Source organism: Methanospirillum sp., from assembly GCF_035406105.1.
Taxonomy (GTDB): Archaea; Halobacteriota; Methanomicrobia; order Methanomicrobiales; family Methanospirillaceae; genus Methanospirillum.
Genome location: NZ_DAONKG010000029.1, coordinates 1 through 17,544, shown reverse-complemented (window position 1 = coordinate 17,544; position 17,544 = coordinate 1). Strand labels below are relative to the sequence as shown.

Here is a 17,544-nt window from a genome sequence, read left to right as displayed (position 1 = left end):
CCCCGGGTCAGAGCAGAGATGCAACTTCAGGAAAGCCGTGAACGCTTTCGTATCCTCTTTGATCAGTCACCCATCGGGCATATGGTCATCAGTCCGGAGGGAAGAATTACCGAGGTAAACCGTGCCTGGCTTACCCTGTTAAAACGCTCCCGTGATTCGGTTATCGGTCTTCCATTCAGTGAGATCGTCCATGAAGAGTCCAAACCACGCTTCTTTGCATGCCTTACGGAGGTGCTTAAATCAGATCACAAACACAGTCTGGAACTGGTGCTCATCGACGGAGAGAATGCACCGGTGACGGTCCTCATTGATGGCAGTGTCATCAGGAACAATGACGGGACCGTTGCGTATATGCAATGTGTCATCCGTGACATCACGTATCAGAGAAAGACAGAGAAACGGCTTCGCTGGACCGAATCACTCCTGACCGAGATTGTCAGTATGCTGCCGTTTGGTATTTGTGTAACAAGGGGTGCTGATCTTGAAATCGTTTATCACAACAAACATTTTCTGGATATCTGGGGTCCTGATCTGATATCTGAGATACCAAGAAAAGGAAGCCCCCCGACCCTTCAGGACTTTTTTTCCGTTACCGAAGGATTTTCAGGCCCCTTGATTTCCACATGGAATCCTGAGGCATGTAAAAACCCTGATGTCATATGCAGAGACATTGATCTTACCGGAAAACGGGTGATTCGTGCATTTCGACGTCTGATGTCAGAAGATGGCGAAGAAGAGAGAACACTCTGGGCATTTGAAGATATCACCCGGTTTAGAAATCAGGAAGAGGAGATACGCCGATATGCACGAAAGATTGAGATACTGAGCAGAATTATCTCTCTCTCCGGTAGGGCCGGTTCTGTCTCACTCCTCTGCGATCTCTCCCTTTCTGCCCTTATATCGGTTCTGCACTTTGAAGGAGGGGCATTTTATCTTCTGTCTGGTGACAGGAAAAACCCGGTGATGATTGCGAATTCAGGTCTGTCCCAGGAGTTTATTCTGGAAACAGAAGAGATCGTCCCTGATGATTATGCCTTTCTTTATAAAGAAGGAAAACCGCTCTTTACTAATAATCTCTCTCTTATCATGCCCGAATTTGCCAAAAAATGGGGCATTGCCGGGTCTGCATTTATACCCGTCTTATCTGGAGAGAGAATCATTGGTTCTATCCATCTGACCAGCAGCAGGCCTGCTCTAGTCTCTATTGAGGAGCAGGAGGTCCTGCTTGGTATTGGAAGGGAGATTGGAAATGGTCTTCAGCGTCTTTCAGATCAGAAGCAATTACATGAAGAACGGAGAAATCTGGAAAATCTTGTTCAATCCATCGGTGATCTTGTCATCGTCATCGATGCGGCGACCACCACGATCCTTGCGGTAAACGAGGAGGTCTCCAGAAAGACCGGGCTTTATAAAGAGGAACTGATCGGGCGTCAGGTCTGTGAGAGTAACACAGCGTATCTTACGTACCTTCCCCTTGAAAAAGCGGCATATGACAATCAGCCGGTAAAATATGCCGTCCCCCAGCCTGACGGGTCACGAACCATTATGGAGACCAGGGTTACATCCGGATCATGGAATGGAAAATCGGCGTTCTTCTGCCTCTGCAGGGATGTAACATCCCAGATGATGGCCCAGGAAGAGATCCGGGTATCAGAGGAGCGGCTGAATGCCATCTTTGTCACCTGTCCGATTGGTATTATCCTCTTTGACCCTGATGACACCATCATCCAGATAAACCCGGCAGCGGTATCCATGTTTGGAATAACAGATCCACTCGCCCTAGTCAGATACCACTACAAGAATGATCCGAATATCCCTGATCCGATAAAGAAGAGAATTGAAAATCGGGAGGCATTTACCGCTGAAATGACCTACGATGTATCCAGGGCCGGATTCGGAGGGGAATTCAGGGATACCGGTACTGATGTTTTGTATATCAGGATTATGGTCACGCCGGTCACGTTTTCGGTGTCGGGGATCCGGGATGGGTATTATATTCTGATTGAGGACATCACCGCACGCCATCATATTGAAACTGAGCTTCGGTCTTTGACACAGAAACTGGCCAGAATCATGGATGCCAGTAATGACGGCTTTTTTATGTACCAGGTTCAGGATAACACCATCACCATCTCACCCCGGCTTATTCAGATGCTTGGCCTTCCAATGGACCGGGAAGAGTATCCGCTCTCTGAGATCCTTGCATATGTGCATGAAGATGATCGTTTCGTACTGCAATCTCTATTTGATTCACTAGGAGAAGACGGACCTGATAGTATGTCACATGAGATTCGGATGAAACATCCGGAGGGAGGGTGGATCTGGGTCTATTTCAGAGGGAAGGTAACGGGATATGATGATGCAGGACATCCGCTCGGGTGTGCCTGTGCGGTGACTGATATTACCAGAAGAAAAGAGAGTGAGCAGAAACTTTTAGAGAGTGAGAACTTTAACCGTGGCCTTATCAGCAGTCTTCCAGATTATATTCTGATCTATGATCAGTCCGGGACCATTTTATATGTGAATGAGAGTTCGCTTCAGGCTATGCGGACAACATATGAAGATATTATCGGGAAGAACATTCTGGATTTCATCGTTCCTGAAATGCGTGGCTTTGTCAGGGATCAGTCTGAAAGAAGGATGCGGGGAGAGAAGGTTGCCCGGTACGAGACCCGAATCCTGCGTTCTGACAACTCGACTATTGATGCAGAGGTTCAGGCAACCGGCATCCTCTACGAAGGGAAGCCTGCGGTCGTTGCCGTTTTGACAGATGTCACCGAACGGAAACGAAGTGAAGAAGAACTCGCCAGGTACGCTGAGACACTAAAAGGGACGGTAAAAGCGCTTGCAGCATCAAACCGGAAACTCAACCTCCTGTCGAATGTGACCAGACATGACATATTAAACCAAGTTCATATTGTCATGAGTTACCTGGCCCTTCTTCAGGAGAATTCACTTGATCCGGAGATTGAACAATTCCTTGAGAAGATAGCACAAGCGGTTGGCTTTATTAAGAAACATATTGAATTTACGAGAACGTATCAGGAGATCGGTGTCCATTCACCTGTCTGGCAACGCCCCGAAGAGATCCTTCGAAAATTGGACTTTGAAGGAAAACAGGTCATGATAGATCTTCAAAATCTCGAGATGTATGCAGATCCGCTTCTGCCAAAAGTCTTTGAAAATTTGCTGGATAACACCCTCCGTCATGGAATAGAGGTCACCACAATATCAGTCAGGTATGAGATACAGCCAGATTCCCGGCTGATGGTGGTGTGGGAGGATGACGGGACCGGCATCTCGGATGATGCCAAAACCCGGATTTTTGAACGGGGATATGGGAAGAATACCGGTCTTGGGCTCTTTCTAATAAGGGAGATACTCTCCCTTTCGGGGATTACCATTTATGAAGCTGGAAGAAGTGGAGAAGGTGCCCGGTTCTGTCTCCTCATTCCTGAAGGAATGTATCGGTTTCATGCGCATGATGCATAAGATATTCATGAAATATTAGAATTTTTCTGGTCATGCGACTACTTTTGATATTATTTTTTAAAATGGTCACAATTTCGTAACATCTTTATAATATTCGTACGAACCTAATGCTGGTTAGTTCTATGCATATTCCAGATGCGTTTATTCCACTTCCCCAGGCAGCAGTCTACTGGATTATTGCCCTTGTATTTCTTGGTCTTGCAGTCCGGTGGGCCAGATCTGAATTAAACGAGGATAAAATCCCTCTGATTGCTGTTCTTGCCGCTGGTATCTTTGCCCTCCAGAGTTTTAATCTGCCGGTATCGATGGGAACCAGTGGCCATCTTGTCGGCGGCGCCTTGGCAGCCATCGTTCTGGGGTCCCCCTTTGCCGCGGTCTTCATCCTGACGCTGGTACTTATCATCCAGGGATTCATTTTCGGTGATGGTGGTATCACGGTAATGGGTGCGAATATCCTGAATATGGGTGTAATCGGTGGTTTTGTCGGGTATTACTCGTTCCAGGGTCTGTTAAAAGTGGTGAAAAACCCGTATATTTCAAGTGCTTTTGCTGCATGGCTTGCCTGTCTTATCCCGGCACTTGCCTGTGCAATTGAGATGGCAATTGCAGGAACGTTCCCTCTTGTTCCCGGTCTTGTGGCAATGGGGATATACCACGCCATCATCGGGGTCATTGAAGGAATTGTGACAGCAGTCATCATCTATGTTCTTGCCATGGCCCGTCCGGACCTTGTTGATACATCAGTCGGAGTTACATCAGCATGATTGATAATAAAACGTTCTTAATCGGTGGCGTTCTGCTTGCCCTCGTAATCGGTATCGTTGCAGTTTTCCTTGCATCAGGCGACCCGGATGGTCTTGAAAGCACAGCACTGGTGGTATCAGGACAAAAAGACCTCACTGGCCTTTCACCAGAAGACGGAGATCCGGAGGTTATCGGGACCGGTTCCTTTGCATATGAATCACCCATGCCTGATTATTCCCTTGGTGAAGAACTGGGATCGACAGGGAACATGATTGCAATTGTGGTCGGAACCTTGCTCACCCTTCTTGTGGTACTGGGTGCGTCATATATCATCAGAATGAGTAAACAAGGCCAGTACTAATTACATCCAAATCTTTCTCTTTTTCTTTCATTGTATTACGGAAATTATTTCAGTATTATTTTATTGTAGCAGTGGTAATCCATAGTACTGAATACCCAACCCAGGTTTTCCCCTCTCGCATAAAGGAGATACCCAAATCATGCACATCATCGAGACGCAGGATCTCTGTCATACCTATAAGGGCAATATCCATGCCTTGAAAAATATCTCATTTATCGCTCCCAGAAATACCAGAATTGCAATCATCGGCCCGAATGGTGCCGGCAAAAGTACATTATTCAAGCATTTTAACGGAGTCTTAAAACCAACAAGCGGGAAGGTCCTGATCAGGGGAGAGCCAATCACGAAAGAGAACATCCGTGAGGTGAGACGGACGGTGGGGCTGGTCTTTCAAAACCCGGATGATCAGATCTTTTCGCCAACCGTTGAGCAGGATGTGGCATTTGGACCGACGAATATGGGTCTTGATGATGAGGCGGTCAGACACCGGGTATCAGAAGCGTTACGGACCGTCGGTTTGTCAGAGTACCGGACACGAGTTCCCCATCATCTGTCTGGTGGAGAGAAGAAACGGGTTGCAATAGCAGGTATTATTGCGATGGAACCGCAGGTACTGGTTCTGGATGAACCGACTGCAGGCCTTGACCCACAGGGAATCAGGGAGATTATCCGGTTTATCCGGGAAGTATCGGTCAAATATGGGATGACTGTGATCTTTTCAACTCATGATATCTCCCTGGTTGCAGAACTGGCAGAATATATCTATGTCATGAATAACGGTTCATTTGTTGCCGAGGGAACAGTTGCCGAGATATTCTCACAGCCTGACCTTCTCACCAGTGTCCGCCTTGATCTGCCTATCCTGCCAAAACTTATCTTGTTCCTAAGGTCAAAGGGAGTTGCCATAGATATGGGGTATACCTATCAGGAGGCTGAAGCTGCATTTTTAAAAGCCTTTGGAAAGATTGCATGATTGAAGACTTATTTGATCTTGAGCAGGTGACATCCAGAACAAGTCTTATCCATTCTCTGGATGCACGGGTGAAGATCATCATCTGCATTGCTGCGATTGTTGCACTTGTTGCTGTCCCGTATTCACCGGTTGTCTATACAGTATCCGCCATCTTTTTTGTTCTTTTTCTCGTTCTCTGGATCCTCTCCGGTATCCCGGTGATGGTCTACATTCGTCGGTTGTTTATTGCCCTTCCCTTTGGATTTATGCTCTGTGGATTTCAGATCTTTTTTAAGAACCGGTACTATACTGACTACCACACGCTGCTTGAGCTCCCCTTTGGTATCCAGGTATTCTATGAGTCGGTTCAATTTGCAACCATTCTGCTTGTCAAATTTCTTGTCTGTTATTCGTTTATCGTCCTGCTGTCATCGACCTCATCGCTTCAGGACCTCCTTGAGGCAGCAGGCCGGTTAAAAGCCCCTCCTGAATTGATTCTTGCGCTGGGTATGATGATTCGGTATCTTTTTGTCTTTGGCACCATCTACCGGAAGGTGACCGATGCTTTAAAGGCACGGTTGTTTGATCCATTTGACCACCGGTTGCCGTACCGGTACCGAATCGTCAATATGGGATACATGATGGGTTCGCTCTTTATCAGATCACTTGAGCAGGGGGAGAGGACCTATGCCAGCATGCTCTGCAGGGGGTACGGGCGTGACAGTTATATCTTTATCAGGGATAAACCACTGCATAGTTCGGATCTGATCTTCCTGTTCTCCTGTCTATTTATTATCATCCTGGTTCCTTTGTTCTGCTGGTATGATCCCTACGCCCTTATGGATCATACGATATTTGGGTAACCTTTCTCTCGTCTGAACTCTTCTCATCTTGAAGCAGAGAATAGTCTGAAGAGAGAAGGTGTAAAAAGACCAGGGCATAATAGCGCAGGAATGTAACCACCGGTGTCATGACAATGAGACTGATGACTGCCATTAGAAGAAAGGGCAGGATAAACCCGGTACTCATAATTTCCTCAAAGGAAGAGAGTCCGGGGATCATCATGAGCAATGAAAACCCAAGCCCTTCCATCAACCCGGCCAGCAGGATACCAAGGATGATTCCGGTCATGAGAGTAAGTCCGATTTTTATCATCAGATATATCCCCATCTCATCCCATTTCCCCCGTATTTCCTGAAGGAGAATAAACCAGCCGCGAATAATGCCACAGGTATGAACGATCATGACTGGCACAATAAAATCCGTGGTAATGATGGTAAGCATCCATACCGGAATGATCAAAATCAAAAGCCCGGCCAGTGCATACAAAAGAGCGATATACAATACCGCAGGATTATCAGGATGAGATGAGAGAACCGGAACAGCGATGGTCATCACTGCAATGAGGGCACAGATTCCAATTATGGCAATAGTGACCAGGTAAAATCCAAGCAGCCGGATGCCCATTCCTGTTCGGGCCCAAAGTGAGGGAAGTATCTGTTTTGTTTCAGATGAGAGGTAATCTACGAATATGAACTGGAATATGGAACTGAAGAGGGCATATCCCAGTAAAATGAGGAGAAGTCCGGTCATGACTGTTGCAATCATGGACGTCCCGTTCGCGATTATATCTCCTTTTGATTCCATGAGAAAGGGAATATCTCCATATGATAGATCTGGAACCGGACTTGAAATCCATGCCCCGATGAAGAAGGAGATGATGAGAAGACGTACAATCTGACCTGGCTTCATCGGCCAGAACCGCCTGATGGTATACCGTACAGCCGGAGAGAGTGCAAGAATGGCCAGATATTCACTCACCACCATCACCTGTCAGGAGCAGATCTGCTCATATTCAGTGCATACTGACACTGATGCCTACGGGAAATTGTCTGAACCGGACAGGCTGTACACTGGGGTGTTTTTTTACAGATTGTATTCCCAAGGTATACGATCTGGGCATGAAAGTCATTATATAACGGGACATCCGGGGATAACCGATCCATGAAGAATTGTTGCATATCCGCATAGGATGCCTGTTCATGGAACCATCCCTGTCGGTACCCGATCCGCCGGGTATATGCATCGACTACAAAAACCGGTTTTTCAAGAGCATATAAGAGTATCGAATCAACCGTCTCTGGTCCAAACCCTGAAAGATTAAGAAGTTCCTCTCTGATCTGTCCAAGGTCACGGGATGCCATCTGGCTGATATCCCCATTGCAGTTCTCAAAAAACCAAGTAAGAAATACGATGATCCGCTGTGCTTTCTGGTTATAATAACGCGATGATCGGATCAGGGGAGCAATTGTATCCGGTCCGGCCTGAATCAATGCATGTGCATCCATAAGCCCTGCTTCTTTGAGTGCACAGACCGCCTGATAAGCGCCGTTCCATGATACATTCTGGGCTAAAACGGCACCAATAATCGTCTCAAATGCAGAATCAGCAGGCCACCAGTTCCGGGGACCAAATATATTCCGAAGAGCAGTATACCATATCACAAGGTCTGGTCCGTTCCATTCCTTCATTTTATTAATTCACATAGAATATGGAATGGATTACACAATAACCAGCATGGTTACAGAGGTATCATACGTTTCGAATACTCCTAATACTGTATGGACTCGCGGATTCGTATTATCCTCTTTTGTGGCATACTCATACTTTTCATCATCCCCCTCTTCATTATCGCTGGGTCTGAGACCTCATGGTCTTTGTATACTCTTATACGGATTGCAGGGGTATGGGGTTTTATCTCATTATCTTTTGGCGCTCTTCTGAACATGAATAAGAATGCGGTGAAATCACAGTTTGGAAAGCCTTTTCTCAAAATTCATCATATCTTTGCGATAGGCGGGCTTATTCTTATTACCCTGCATCCGGTCCTCTACGCATACCTGGCTTTGAATCCTGGTGTTTTTATTCCTGATACCTCTTCGCTCTATGATTTTCTGGCAACAGGCGGGCGAATTGCATTTATTCTGATCTATCTGGCCTTTTGTGCCGGTATTTTCAGAATGGCTCTAAAAAACCGGTGGAGATTTATTCATGGTCTGATATATCCGGCTCTCATACTCGCGGTGGTGCATGCAAATCTCATCGGCCAGACGATGGTCAATCCGATAGTTTCGGTAATAATCAACGGGCTGGCCCTTTTGGTTGGTCTTACCTTTGTCATGGTGCGAATCCGTCGAAGAAGGAAAAACGGTGATGAGAGCCATACATCCCTGCGACTGACCGGTGCATCAGAAGAGCAGATCAACAGGAGTGCCAAAGATGAACAAAGGAATTGAAACGATATGCACTGTCGTCTGATTGCATGGTTTTTCCCCCAAAAAAGCGTTTGATATGGATTGGGGATTGCTATGTCGTTACGTTAAAAGGATGACTTCATGAAAAGGGGTGACTCTTCAAGTTCCAAAACCCATAAAACCTCATAGTACGAGTGATGTATTCAGATATGGCTCCGACGTCAAAGCCGAAATCAGCACCATCATCAGATCAGAATACCATTGATGGTCCGCTCTCCTTTGAAAAGGTCTGGTTCATGTTTCAGGAAACTGATAAAAAATTACAGGAGACAGATAAAGATCAATAAATGAGAGCAACTATTCACTTTCCAGTGGGGAAAATTAGTCGAATCCCTGGTAGAAGGAGATATTATTAAAATCCTGAATCAGCTGGGTATAGAGGTCACCGATACCATAAAACGGAGGTCTGGCAGGCGTGACGGAATCGATTATGTGTTTGATATCATTGCCATCAATGGAGCTGAAGTTGTCATTGTTGAGGTAAAAACCACACCCAGACCGGAAGACATCAAACATTTTCTCAGGAAGTTACAGCAGGCAAAGAAATGGATGCCGGAGTACGCTGACAAGAAGATCTATGGAGCTGTCGCTTTCATGTCAGAAGATGCAGGGGCGAGAGCTATGGCTGAGAAAAACGGACTATTTGTGATCCGGGCTACTGGAGATAGTGCCAGTATCGTAAATGCGGACAATTTTGTGCATAAGTCCTGGTGATCATTCTCCTGCTTTTTTTGTGTATCGGGTTCCCGTTCCGGTATGATAAGTGCACCAGTCAGATCGATGCATGGTGCAGTATGATGTGGAGTCATGAGACCATAATCTTGCGATCAGTAGGGTATAATTTAATGCACAGGATGGCATACCAGTTTCATGAGACAATGACCCTCATGCCTCCACATGTATTGATTGTCGATGATGAACCCGCCTTAAATGAGTTATTTGTTATAGGTCTCAATAAATATGGGTTTAAAACTGAGGGGGTTCTTGGCGGGCAGGAGTGTCTGGATCTGCTCAGTACCCACTATCGTCCAGATATTATTCTTCTGGATATGATGATGGAACCAATGGATGGATGGGAGACGCTGAACCGGCTGAAACGTATTGAGGAGCTTAAGAACATCCCGGTTATCATGCAGACAGGTAAGAATCTTACCTATCGTGAAGCTGAACAGTTTTCGTATTGCATCGAAGATTACATCATGAAACCCGTTACGCCGAAACGGTGCATTGATCATATCACGTCTGCGCTTGAGAAAGTCAAATCAATAGAAGAGATAATAAACCATGGATTGCGCGCCGGATTGCCTGAAGAGAAGATACGAAAGTTCGCCCGGCTCTATCGGACGATTGAGGTAGCCAGAAAACTTCTGATCATCCTTGAAGAACGATATGGGAATCATAACCCGGCAGAAGAAAACGACACATATGGACCGGATGAATATTCAGAGTTTCTCCGTCGTCTTGAGCGGGAATATGATGAACTCCAAAAAGAGATTGGTACCATGAGTGGTCTGAAACCGCTTGTAAAGAGTTCTCCTTAAAACTTTGTTACTCTTCTTCATTACATCCGTTTACTACACATGATGAGATGATAGATCCCACGGCCCTGAAGGCATCCTGAAGATCCTGGTAGTTAGGAATGTGTGCCTCACCCAGCATGTCAATGGCAGCTTTCATGGAATCCCCGCCAAGGAGGCATCCAACCACCATCGATCGTGTAAACCGGGAGAGACGGATCATCTCATGAGCAAGGTTTTTGGGGTCCATCAGAGCCACCGGAGCGGTTATGACTACCGCTATGTCCCAGAAGTTCTGGTATTTAATAAGAATGTCAAAGACCCGGGCAAATCGGGACGCATTGCTGTCACCAAGCAGATCAACCGGATTTTTGTGTGACCAGAGATCAGGGAGGAGCTTGTTTAACTCCTCATAGACCACATCAGGCAGGTTGATCATCTCAAGGCCATATTTTTCTGCGTAATCTGAAGCCAGTACTCCAAAGCCGCCGGCATTGGTAAGGATTATTGTTCGTTTCCCTCGGGGGTATCCTTCCGAGACAACGAGCCGGGCGATATCAAACGCCTCGCTTAAGGAGAATGCCGGAATGACTCCCGCCTGTCTGAATGCGGCAATATATGTCTCAAAGCTGCCCGCGAGCGATCCGGTATGTGACGAGGCCGCCTCCCGACCCCGAACTGATGATCCGGATTTTAATGCAATAACCGGTTTTCGTCCCCGCATGGTTGCAGCGTACCTGATAAAATCCCTCCCGTCCCGAATCTCCTCCACGTACAGAATAATTGCATAGGTGGTCGGATCCTGATCCAGTACCTGCAGGTATTCAAGAAAGCCCATATCACTCTGGTTTCCCACACTGATGACTGAAGAAAATCCGATACGACGTGATATGGACCAGTCAAGAACGGTTGTGATGATCGCACCACTCTGGGAGATAAATCCGATCTGACCGGACAGGGGCGACTGGACATCAAAGGTTGCATTCAGTTCCAGGGGCGGTATGATAATTCCCAGACAGTTCGGTCCTACAATCCTGATTCCTGTCTCCCGCGCCACACGAAGCAGTTCATCCTCGATCTTCTTCCCTTCCTCCCCGGTTTCCCTAAATCCGGCGGTAAGGATGACCGCCACTTTTACTCCACGCAGACCTGCTTCATGGACGATCTCCGGGACCTTTGGTGCAGGGATGGCCACAACCACCATCTCAACTGGTTCAGGGATATCTGATATGGTTTTATACACTGGAATACCAAGGATCTCTTCTGCCTGTGGATTGACCGGGTACAGTTTTCCCTTAAAGTTCAGGAGATTTCGAAAGACGGCATATCCTACTTTCCCAGGAGTTCGCGAGGCTCCCACAACGGCAATTGATGAGGGGTGTAGGATGTCAGGGACTGGAGGGAGCTCGGGTCGTGCTGCGGCCGGTGCTATCTCACCGGTCTGTGTATAAATGCGTGCATCAACAGCACAGGCCCCCTGTTCATAAAGGATAACGGGATTTATATCAAACTCAATAATCCGGTCATCTTCAAAGAACATGGTCCCGGCTTTTTGCAGGAGTGTGACAAGTGCATCTTCATCCAGTGGTTTTCTTCCCCGAAATCCTGAAATGAGCTTGTATCCGCTCATTTCCCGAATCATATCCCGGTATTCATCAGGGGTGACTGGAAGCACCCGCATGGAAAAGTCATGGAGTAGCTCAACCAGGATACCTCCCATACCGACGGTTATGATCTTACCAAATGAAGGATCAATCCGTCCTCCGATTAAAAACTCTGTTCCGGGTGGTGCCTCCTGAACAACCATATATCCGGAGATCTCAGCATCCAAAACGGTGTTCTGTACCTTGCTATCCATCTGGATCAGCGCGTCCCGTACTGCATCAGGGCAGGAGAGATTGAGTGCAACTCCCCCCGCATCTGACTTGTGAATGACCTGGGGAGAGACGATTTTAATAACGACCGGATACCCCAGTTTTTCTGCGGCTTTTACCGCATCCTCATGAGATGGTGCAAAGAAAAATTCTGGAACAGGAATTCCGTGCTCGCGTAATATCTGGTATGCTTCGTATTCAGGGAGGAGTTTTTTCTCCATGGTTTTTCCTGAAGTTGATTATAGAGTAAGAATGAGATAAGGGTTATCTCTTAGAGATTCCGAAGGAGTGCCTGAAAAATTCCTTTTCTGAGAAGTTCTTTTGCCACTGGCCCCTCGGGAAGGTCGACAATATCTGAGAGCGGGTGACCATTAATAAAGAATGCGGATGAATTTTCTGGTATGGCTGCCTCATAGGAATTATTGATATAAATAAGTTCCACTCCGGTGTTGCTCCTTTATGTTTCCATTCCACCCTGAGCACAATCTTTTCAATAACGTCTCCTCCACATCCTGGACAATTACCACATTTATCCGGAGTACATCCGGAACTGCTGATTTCCGTCATATCGTTCCTCATAAAATGTGCCCGGTCGGGCGGTGTATGTGTCTCGTATCTATGGGTTGTATGCGGTCATGGGTATTCGTTTCGGTTTGTCGAAAAATTGGGTGACTTTTATTGAGTGAATTCAGAGAAAATATTTTGTGCAGGTGTGCTCCCGGAGACGGTGAATGTCAGGTGGGGGTGTTTGGCATGTGGGGGGGGCTTGGAGGATTACCAATTCAGGGGACCGTTCCGGTTTTTCTCTGCACACTATACACGTCCGTTTGTCCGGGTATATGAGGCTATAGGAAACAGGGTGAAAGTGAAAAACAGGAAAACTCAGGATTGCATCAGGGATATTATATCGATTATTTTCAGATAATCTGATGAGAATAGGAGTAAAAATTTTCAGGTTCACTTTCGCAGAGGCACAGTTTCCAGTAAAAAGCTCAAGGATCATGCATGAGAATCAGATAGGGATCAACACTGAAATGGGCGACGGGAAGATCATACTCCACCTTGACATGGATTCGTTTTATGCCTCGGTTGAGATCCGGGACAATCCGTCACTCTCCGGACGGCCGGTTGTGGTTGGTGCAGATCCCATGCACGGAACAGGCCGCGGGGTGGTAAGTACCTGTTCGTATGAGGCACGGGCGTATGGTCTGCACTCGGGTATGCCGATATCACAGGCATATCACCTCTGTCCTCATGCGGTCTTTATTCGGCCCAGGATGGCGCTCTATGCTGCAGTCTCATCCAGGATAATGCAGATTCTCAAAAGCATGACCCCGGAGATCGAGCAGGTATCTATTGATGAGGCATATTGTGATCTGACCGGTGATCAGTCATATGTTCGTGCCAGCTCACATGCAGAAGATATAAAGCAGGTCATCCGTGAGCAGGAGGGACTGACCTGCTCAGTCGGGCTTGGGCCCTCACGCATATATGCAAAGATGGCATCAGAGCAGCAAAAGCCGGACGGGTGTGTGATAATCCCTCCAGAGGATCTCCTTTCATTTTTGCATCCGCTTCCAGTGGGCAAAATTCCGGGTATTGGAAAGAGATCCGTTGCGGTACTGGCGAGCATCGGAATACTCACCGTCGGAGATATTGCCAGGTGTGATATTCAGATCTTACAGGATTTATTTGGGTCCCATGCCGTCAGGCTTTCCGAGATTGCACGAGGTCTTGACCGGGAGGGTCTGCGTACATCCGGAAAACGGAAATCAATCAGTCGTGAACATACGTTTTTAAAGGATTCACTCTCTCCGGATGAGATCCTCTCCTCACTTCATGAGATGGTTCTTTCTGTCTGTCATGAGCTGGAAAGACGGGATAGCTACTCGCGCACCATCGGCCTCCGGATTCGCGATTCTGGTTTTATCACGAAAACCAGGTCAGTTACCCTTATACAACCGACCCGTGAGGTCAGGATTATTGAAAACGCAATCGACACCCTCTTTGCTGAGATGTGGGATATGACTCCGGTTCGTCTGATTGGGATTAGGGTATCCGGACTTGTTCATCATGATCCGGTTCAGCGCACCCTCTTTGATTTTTAAACTCCCTGCTCTGTATTCCGGCAGGTGAACCGGCCGGTACCCTGACTGGCGGTACCATGAGGCCAAAAACCTGAATACACAAACACAAGGATTGATACCTTTATTAAAGAGACATAATAGTATGGGAGATTCAGGGGGACATTTTGAGAAGGGAAGGTGGGTTGAGGAAGAAAGCCACGTCCCGTCTTCAGCTGATAATCAGGATGATATTGAAACCAGGCTCCGTTCAGCGGCCGGTCAGATTGGCCGGGGCATTGATGAATTGCTTGCGGCAGGTGGTGATCTCATCGGCACCCAGGAAGGAAGACAACACCTGGGCAGAAAACTTGACCAGATTACCGGAGACCTCATCCGGATCTGCGAAGATATCCGGCGTGAGGGTGGAGAGTTTATTAACCAGGCACGAGATCGTATTATGAAGTGACGTTTCTGCATACGCAGAACCAAAGTGTATCCCTTTTCGCTGACTGTCGGATCTATATATGCCCAAATGGCTTGATGTTGGAACCCAGGTAATAAACCTGGACTATATCCAGAAATTCCTCGTCGTCGAAGTAACGAAGGAAAGGAAAGGGCAGGTTGTCGTTGAAAAGGCGATCCTTCGTGCCCAGCTGAAGGATGGCGAACAGGTAAACATAGCGGCATTTAAAAATAAACTGGATGCCATGACTTGGATCCGTACCCGGCTTCGGAATAGCGAAGAAAAGGTAATTCAGGTCAGATAATATTTTTTCGCACTCCTCTTTACACCCCGTAAGTGAGGGAGCAAAGGAATGTTTATCTCTCCGAAAAGTGAGAGAAAAAGGCATGAGCAAAGGCTTTGCTGTTCCTCTTGATGTTCCGAAAAGTGAGCAGGATACGTATATCCGGAATTTGAAAACGATTACTCATGATTCCGGCCGGTTGATGCTTTTTGCCGGGGACCAGAAGATTGAGCATCTGAACGATGACTTCTATGGCGAGGGAATTCATCCTGATGATCATGATCCTGAGCATCTCTTCAGAATAGCAGCAAAAGCAAAGATCGGATGCTTTGCAACACAGCTCGGTCTTATTGCAAAATATGGTGCCGATTATCCCAAGATTCCCTATCTGATTAAGATCAACTCCAAGACCCATCTGGTCCCGACTGCGCAGCATGAACCCTTTTCAAATCTGCTAAATACCGTCGAACAGGTAGTTGCATTTAAAAAGAGCAGTAAACTGAACATTCTCGGTATTGGATATACCATTTACCTTGGCTCAGAATATGAATCTGCCATGCTCAGTGCTGCTGCACAGGCCATTTTTGAAGCACATCAGAACGGACTCGTCACCGTACTCTGGATCTATCCCCGGGGAAAAGCGGTTAAAAATGAGAAGGATCCACACCTTATCGCCGGTGCTGCCGGGGTCGCTGCCTGTCTGGGTTCTGACTTTGTCAAGGTAAATCCGCCGAAAGGAGAGGGAGCATCATCAGCAGAACTTATCAGGGAGGCAACGCTTGCGGCAGGGCGGACCAAGGTGGTCTGTGCAGGCGGCTCCAGTGTTGATCCGGCAACATTTCTGACCCAGCTGTGGGAGCAGATCCATATCGGCGGATGTTGTGGTAATGCAACAGGAAGGAATATCCATCAGAAACCACTTGATGAAGCGGTTCGGATGTGTAATGCCATCTACGCCATAACCGTGGATGGGGCAAGTGTGGAAGAAGCGATTAAGATTTATCATGGCTGATACTGCTGATAAAATTAAAACGATAGGGATTCTGACCGGGGGAGGGGACTGCCCTGGTCTGAATGCGGTCATTCGTGCAGTGGTAAAGACCGCACATCTTTATGGCTACTCAGTCATCGGGATTCGGAACGGATGGAAGGGTATTGTTGAAGGGGATGTAGAGCCCCTGACTGAGTTTTCAGTAACCGGTATTCTGCCAAAAGGTGGCACCATACTTGGTACATCACGCACCAACCCCTTAAAAAGCCAGGAACAGACGCAGCAGATGCTGACGAATCTGAAACGGTTCGGAATTGATGCGGTTGTAGCCGTTGGCGGGGATGATACCCTCAGTGTTGCAACCCGGCTCCATCAGATGAATATTCCGGTGGTCGGGATACCAAAGACGATAGATAATGACCTCTCGGGAACTGATTATACCTTTGGGTTTGATACGGCTGTTTCAATTGTCACCGATGCCATTGATCGGCTTCATACCACAGCAGAGTCGCATCACCGGATTATGGTGCTCGAGGTGATGGGCCGGCATGCCGGGTGGATAGCGACGATAGCAGGGATAGCCGGTGGTGCAGATCAGATTCTGATCCCTGAAGTTCCTTTTGATATCGATGATGTCTGTGAAGGCCTGAAGAAGAGGCGTGAGCGGGGAAAAAAGTTCTCAATTGTCGTTATTGCAGAAGGAGCAAAACCGACTGATATGGCTCATTTTGTCACAGCCTCCTCAAAAGTTGACGATTTCGGGCACGAACAACTCGGTGGCATCGGTCATCTGCTTGGTCGTGCAATCGAAGAACGGGTTGGTTCGGAGACCCGGGTGACGGTTCTTGGTCATGTGCAACGGGGCGGTTCTCCAACGGCTCATGACCGTGTCCTTGCAACCAGGTATGGTGTGAAGGCGGTTCAACAGATTCATGAGGGAAAATATGGGGTTATGGTCGCCCTTCATGGAGATAAAATTGTACCTGTCCCCCTGAGCGATGCCATTACCCAGAAAAAGGTAGATCCTGAGCTTTACGAGATGGCCCGCATCTTTTACTAGTTACTTTCCAATTTTTACCAGAATCTCTTCCAGAGATGGGTATTTTGACTCGATTCGTTCGACTGTACCCCCGCTTGCGGTGATGGTACTGGTAATCTCATTGAGTGCCTCAATGGAGTGAGCAACAGACATCCACAGGTTTCCTGAGCGTTCAGCCGGGATGGAGGGTGTTGATTCTTCAGGCCAGATGAACCATATCTCGTATCTGATTGAACCAAACTGCTCGCGCAGCTCAGGCATCGTGCCAAACACCACCACCTTTCCCCGCCTGAGGATCATGACATGGTCACAGATCTCTTCCACCTGGGCCAGATTATGGGCAGAGAGGATGATGGTTTTTCCCTGCATTCTCAGTTGCTTGAGATATTCGATGATAAATCTGGTTGTCATCGGGTCAAGGCCTGATCCTGGTTCATCATAGATAAGG

The 17,544-nt window shown here is 47.3% G+C and carries 19 protein-coding genes; 14 read left to right on the top strand and 5 right to left on the bottom strand.

What is annotated here, in order from left to right; genetic code table 11:
* From PLA23_RS03005 to PLA23_RS02985, 5 genes are all read left to right on the top strand, one after another.
* Positions 1 to 3,492, top strand: a 3,492-nt coding sequence (locus PLA23_RS03005; protein ID WP_324473960.1) for a PAS domain S-box protein, incomplete at its 5' end; no start/stop codon positions are given.
* 122 nt (positions 3,493 to 3,614) lie between these two features.
* Positions 3,615 to 4,256, top strand: a complete 642-nt coding sequence (gene cbiM / locus PLA23_RS03000) for a cobalt transporter CbiM (protein WP_324329173.1) — start codon at positions 3,615 to 3,617, stop codon at positions 4,254 to 4,256.
* A complete protein-coding gene (locus tag PLA23_RS02995; protein WP_324329171.1) occupies positions 4,253 to 4,597 on the top strand; it encodes a PDGLE domain-containing protein in 345 nt (114 codons plus the stop codon). The genes cbiM and PLA23_RS02995 overlap by 4 nt, the downstream gene beginning before the upstream one ends.
* A gap of 139 nt (positions 4,598 to 4,736) precedes the next feature.
* Complete coding sequence (locus PLA23_RS02990; RefSeq protein ID WP_324473958.1) at positions 4,737 to 5,570, top strand: ATP-binding cassette domain-containing protein; 834 nt, start codon at positions 4,737 to 4,739, stop codon at positions 5,568 to 5,570.
* A complete protein-coding gene (locus tag PLA23_RS02985) occupies positions 5,567 to 6,412 on the top strand; it encodes an energy-coupling factor transporter transmembrane component T family protein (protein ID WP_324473956.1) in 846 nt (281 codons plus the stop codon). Before PLA23_RS02990 ends, PLA23_RS02985 begins: the two co-directional genes overlap by 4 nt.
* On the opposite strand, the gene PLA23_RS02980 is transcribed toward PLA23_RS02985, so the two are convergent.
* Both PLA23_RS02980 and PLA23_RS02975 read right to left on the bottom strand, forming a co-directional pair.
* The gene (locus tag PLA23_RS02980) at positions 6,387 to 7,370 is read right to left on the bottom strand and encodes a DUF7544 domain-containing protein (RefSeq protein ID WP_324329165.1); all 984 of its coding nucleotides are present in this window, start codon (positions 7,368 to 7,370) and stop codon (positions 6,387 to 6,389) included. The two genes, PLA23_RS02985 and PLA23_RS02980, sit on opposite strands and share 26 nt — an antisense overlap.
* A 5-nt stretch (positions 7,371 to 7,375) precedes the next feature.
* Positions 7,376 to 8,080, bottom strand: coding sequence for an endonuclease III domain-containing protein (locus PLA23_RS02975; RefSeq protein WP_324329163.1), 705 nt, complete (start codon positions 8,078 to 8,080; stop codon positions 7,376 to 7,378).
* A 90-nt stretch (positions 8,081 to 8,170) separates the two neighbouring features.
* On the opposite strand from PLA23_RS02975, the gene PLA23_RS02970 reads away from it, so the two are divergent.
* The 4 genes from PLA23_RS02970 (at position 8,171) to PLA23_RS02955 (ending at position 10,404) form a co-directional block, all read left to right on the top strand.
* On the top strand, positions 8,171 to 8,845 hold the full coding sequence (locus PLA23_RS02970; RefSeq protein ID WP_324329161.1) for a ferric reductase-like transmembrane domain-containing protein: 675 nt from the start codon (positions 8,171 to 8,173) through the stop codon (positions 8,843 to 8,845).
* Positions 8,846 to 9,012: 167 nt separating this feature from the next.
* Positions 9,013 to 9,150 (top strand): hypothetical protein, encoded by a 138-nt coding sequence (locus tag PLA23_RS02965; protein WP_324329160.1) that lies wholly within the window; start codon positions 9,013 to 9,015, stop codon positions 9,148 to 9,150.
* Positions 9,151 to 9,295: 145 nt separating this feature from the next.
* Positions 9,296 to 9,577, top strand: a complete 282-nt coding sequence (locus tag PLA23_RS02960) for a DUF8196 domain-containing protein (protein WP_502883591.1) — start codon at positions 9,296 to 9,298, stop codon at positions 9,575 to 9,577.
* Between the two features lie 173 nt (positions 9,578 to 9,750).
* A complete protein-coding gene (locus PLA23_RS02955) occupies positions 9,751 to 10,404 on the top strand; it encodes a response regulator (RefSeq protein WP_324329158.1) in 654 nt (217 codons plus the stop codon).
* 7 nt (positions 10,405 to 10,411) lie between these two features.
* Here the strand turns inward: PLA23_RS02955 and PLA23_RS02950 are convergent, their stop codons facing one another.
* A complete protein-coding gene (locus PLA23_RS02950; RefSeq protein WP_324473954.1) occupies positions 10,412 to 12,475 on the bottom strand; it encodes an acetate--CoA ligase family protein in 2,064 nt (687 codons plus the stop codon).
* Positions 12,476 to 12,525: 50 nt separating this feature from the next.
* Positions 12,526 to 12,696: a hypothetical protein gene (locus tag PLA23_RS02945; RefSeq protein ID WP_324473952.1), complete on the bottom strand. Its 171-nt coding sequence runs from the start codon at positions 12,694 to 12,696 to the stop codon at positions 12,526 to 12,528.
* Between the two features lie 487 nt (positions 12,697 to 13,183).
* Here PLA23_RS02945 and dinB point away from each other — a divergent pair, with 487 nt between their 5' ends.
* The 5 genes from dinB to PLA23_RS02920 all read left to right on the top strand — a co-directional run bounded on the left by dinB (position 13,184) and on the right by PLA23_RS02920 (position 17,117).
* Positions 13,184 to 14,362, top strand: a complete 1,179-nt coding sequence (dinB, locus tag PLA23_RS02940) for a DNA polymerase IV (RefSeq protein ID WP_324473950.1) — start codon at positions 13,184 to 13,186, stop codon at positions 14,360 to 14,362.
* 121 nt (positions 14,363 to 14,483) lie between these two features.
* On the top strand, positions 14,484 to 14,786 hold the full coding sequence (locus PLA23_RS02935) for a hypothetical protein (protein ID WP_324330625.1): 303 nt from the start codon (positions 14,484 to 14,486) through the stop codon (positions 14,784 to 14,786).
* Between the two features lie 58 nt (positions 14,787 to 14,844).
* A complete protein-coding gene (locus PLA23_RS02930; RefSeq protein WP_324330627.1) occupies positions 14,845 to 15,087 on the top strand; it encodes a hypothetical protein in 243 nt (80 codons plus the stop codon).
* Positions 15,088 to 15,169: 82 nt separating this feature from the next.
* Positions 15,170 to 16,078 (top strand): beta/alpha barrel domain-containing protein, encoded by a 909-nt coding sequence (locus PLA23_RS02925; RefSeq protein ID WP_324330629.1) that lies wholly within the window; start codon positions 15,170 to 15,172, stop codon positions 16,076 to 16,078.
* Positions 16,071 to 17,117, top strand: a complete 1,047-nt coding sequence (locus PLA23_RS02920; protein WP_324330631.1) for a 6-phosphofructokinase — start codon at positions 16,071 to 16,073, stop codon at positions 17,115 to 17,117. Before PLA23_RS02925 ends, PLA23_RS02920 begins: the two co-directional genes overlap by 8 nt.
* Here PLA23_RS02920 and PLA23_RS02915 read toward each other — a convergent pair.
* The coding region (locus PLA23_RS02915; RefSeq protein ID WP_502883590.1) for an ATP-binding cassette domain-containing protein at positions 17,118 to 17,544 on the bottom strand (427 nt) is incomplete at its 5' end.

What these genes read in the sequence shown, in the direction of transcription:
- PLA23_RS02970 (WP_324329161.1), top strand. Translation starts at nt 8,171, where the DNA reads ATGGACTCGCGGATTCGTATTATCCTCTTTTGTGGCATACTCATACTT.
- PLA23_RS02925 (WP_324330629.1), top strand. Translation starts at nt 15,170, where the DNA reads ATGAGCAAAGGCTTTGCTGTTCCTCTTGATGTTCCGAAAAGTGAGCAG.
- PLA23_RS02965 (WP_324329160.1), top strand. Translation starts at nt 9,013, where the DNA reads ATGGCTCCGACGTCAAAGCCGAAATCAGCACCATCATCAGATCAGAAT.
- dinB (WP_324473950.1), top strand. Translation starts at nt 13,184, where the DNA reads ATGAGAATAGGAGTAAAAATTTTCAGGTTCACTTTCGCAGAGGCACAG.
- PLA23_RS02935 (WP_324330625.1), top strand. Translation starts at nt 14,484, where the DNA reads ATGGGAGATTCAGGGGGACATTTTGAGAAGGGAAGGTGGGTTGAGGAA.
- PLA23_RS02985 (WP_324473956.1), top strand. Translation starts at nt 5,567, where the DNA reads ATGATTGAAGACTTATTTGATCTTGAGCAGGTGACATCCAGAACAAGT.
- PLA23_RS02920 (WP_324330631.1), top strand. Translation starts at nt 16,071, where the DNA reads ATGGCTGATACTGCTGATAAAATTAAAACGATAGGGATTCTGACCGGG.
- PLA23_RS02955 (WP_324329158.1), top strand. Translation starts at nt 9,751, where the DNA reads ATGCCTCCACATGTATTGATTGTCGATGATGAACCCGCCTTAAATGAG.
- PLA23_RS02930 (WP_324330627.1), top strand. Translation starts at nt 14,845, where the DNA reads ATGCCCAAATGGCTTGATGTTGGAACCCAGGTAATAAACCTGGACTAT.
- PLA23_RS02995 (WP_324329171.1), top strand. Translation starts at nt 4,253, where the DNA reads ATGATTGATAATAAAACGTTCTTAATCGGTGGCGTTCTGCTTGCCCTC.
- cbiM (WP_324329173.1), top strand. Translation starts at nt 3,615, where the DNA reads ATGCATATTCCAGATGCGTTTATTCCACTTCCCCAGGCAGCAGTCTAC.
- PLA23_RS02950 (WP_324473954.1), bottom strand. Translation starts at nt 12,475, where the DNA reads ATGGAGAAAAAACTCCTCCCTGAATACGAAGCATACCAGATATTACGC.
- PLA23_RS02975 (WP_324329163.1), bottom strand. Translation starts at nt 8,080, where the DNA reads ATGAAGGAATGGAACGGACCAGACCTTGTGATATGGTATACTGCTCTT.
- PLA23_RS02990 (WP_324473958.1), top strand. Translation starts at nt 4,737, where the DNA reads ATGCACATCATCGAGACGCAGGATCTCTGTCATACCTATAAGGGCAAT.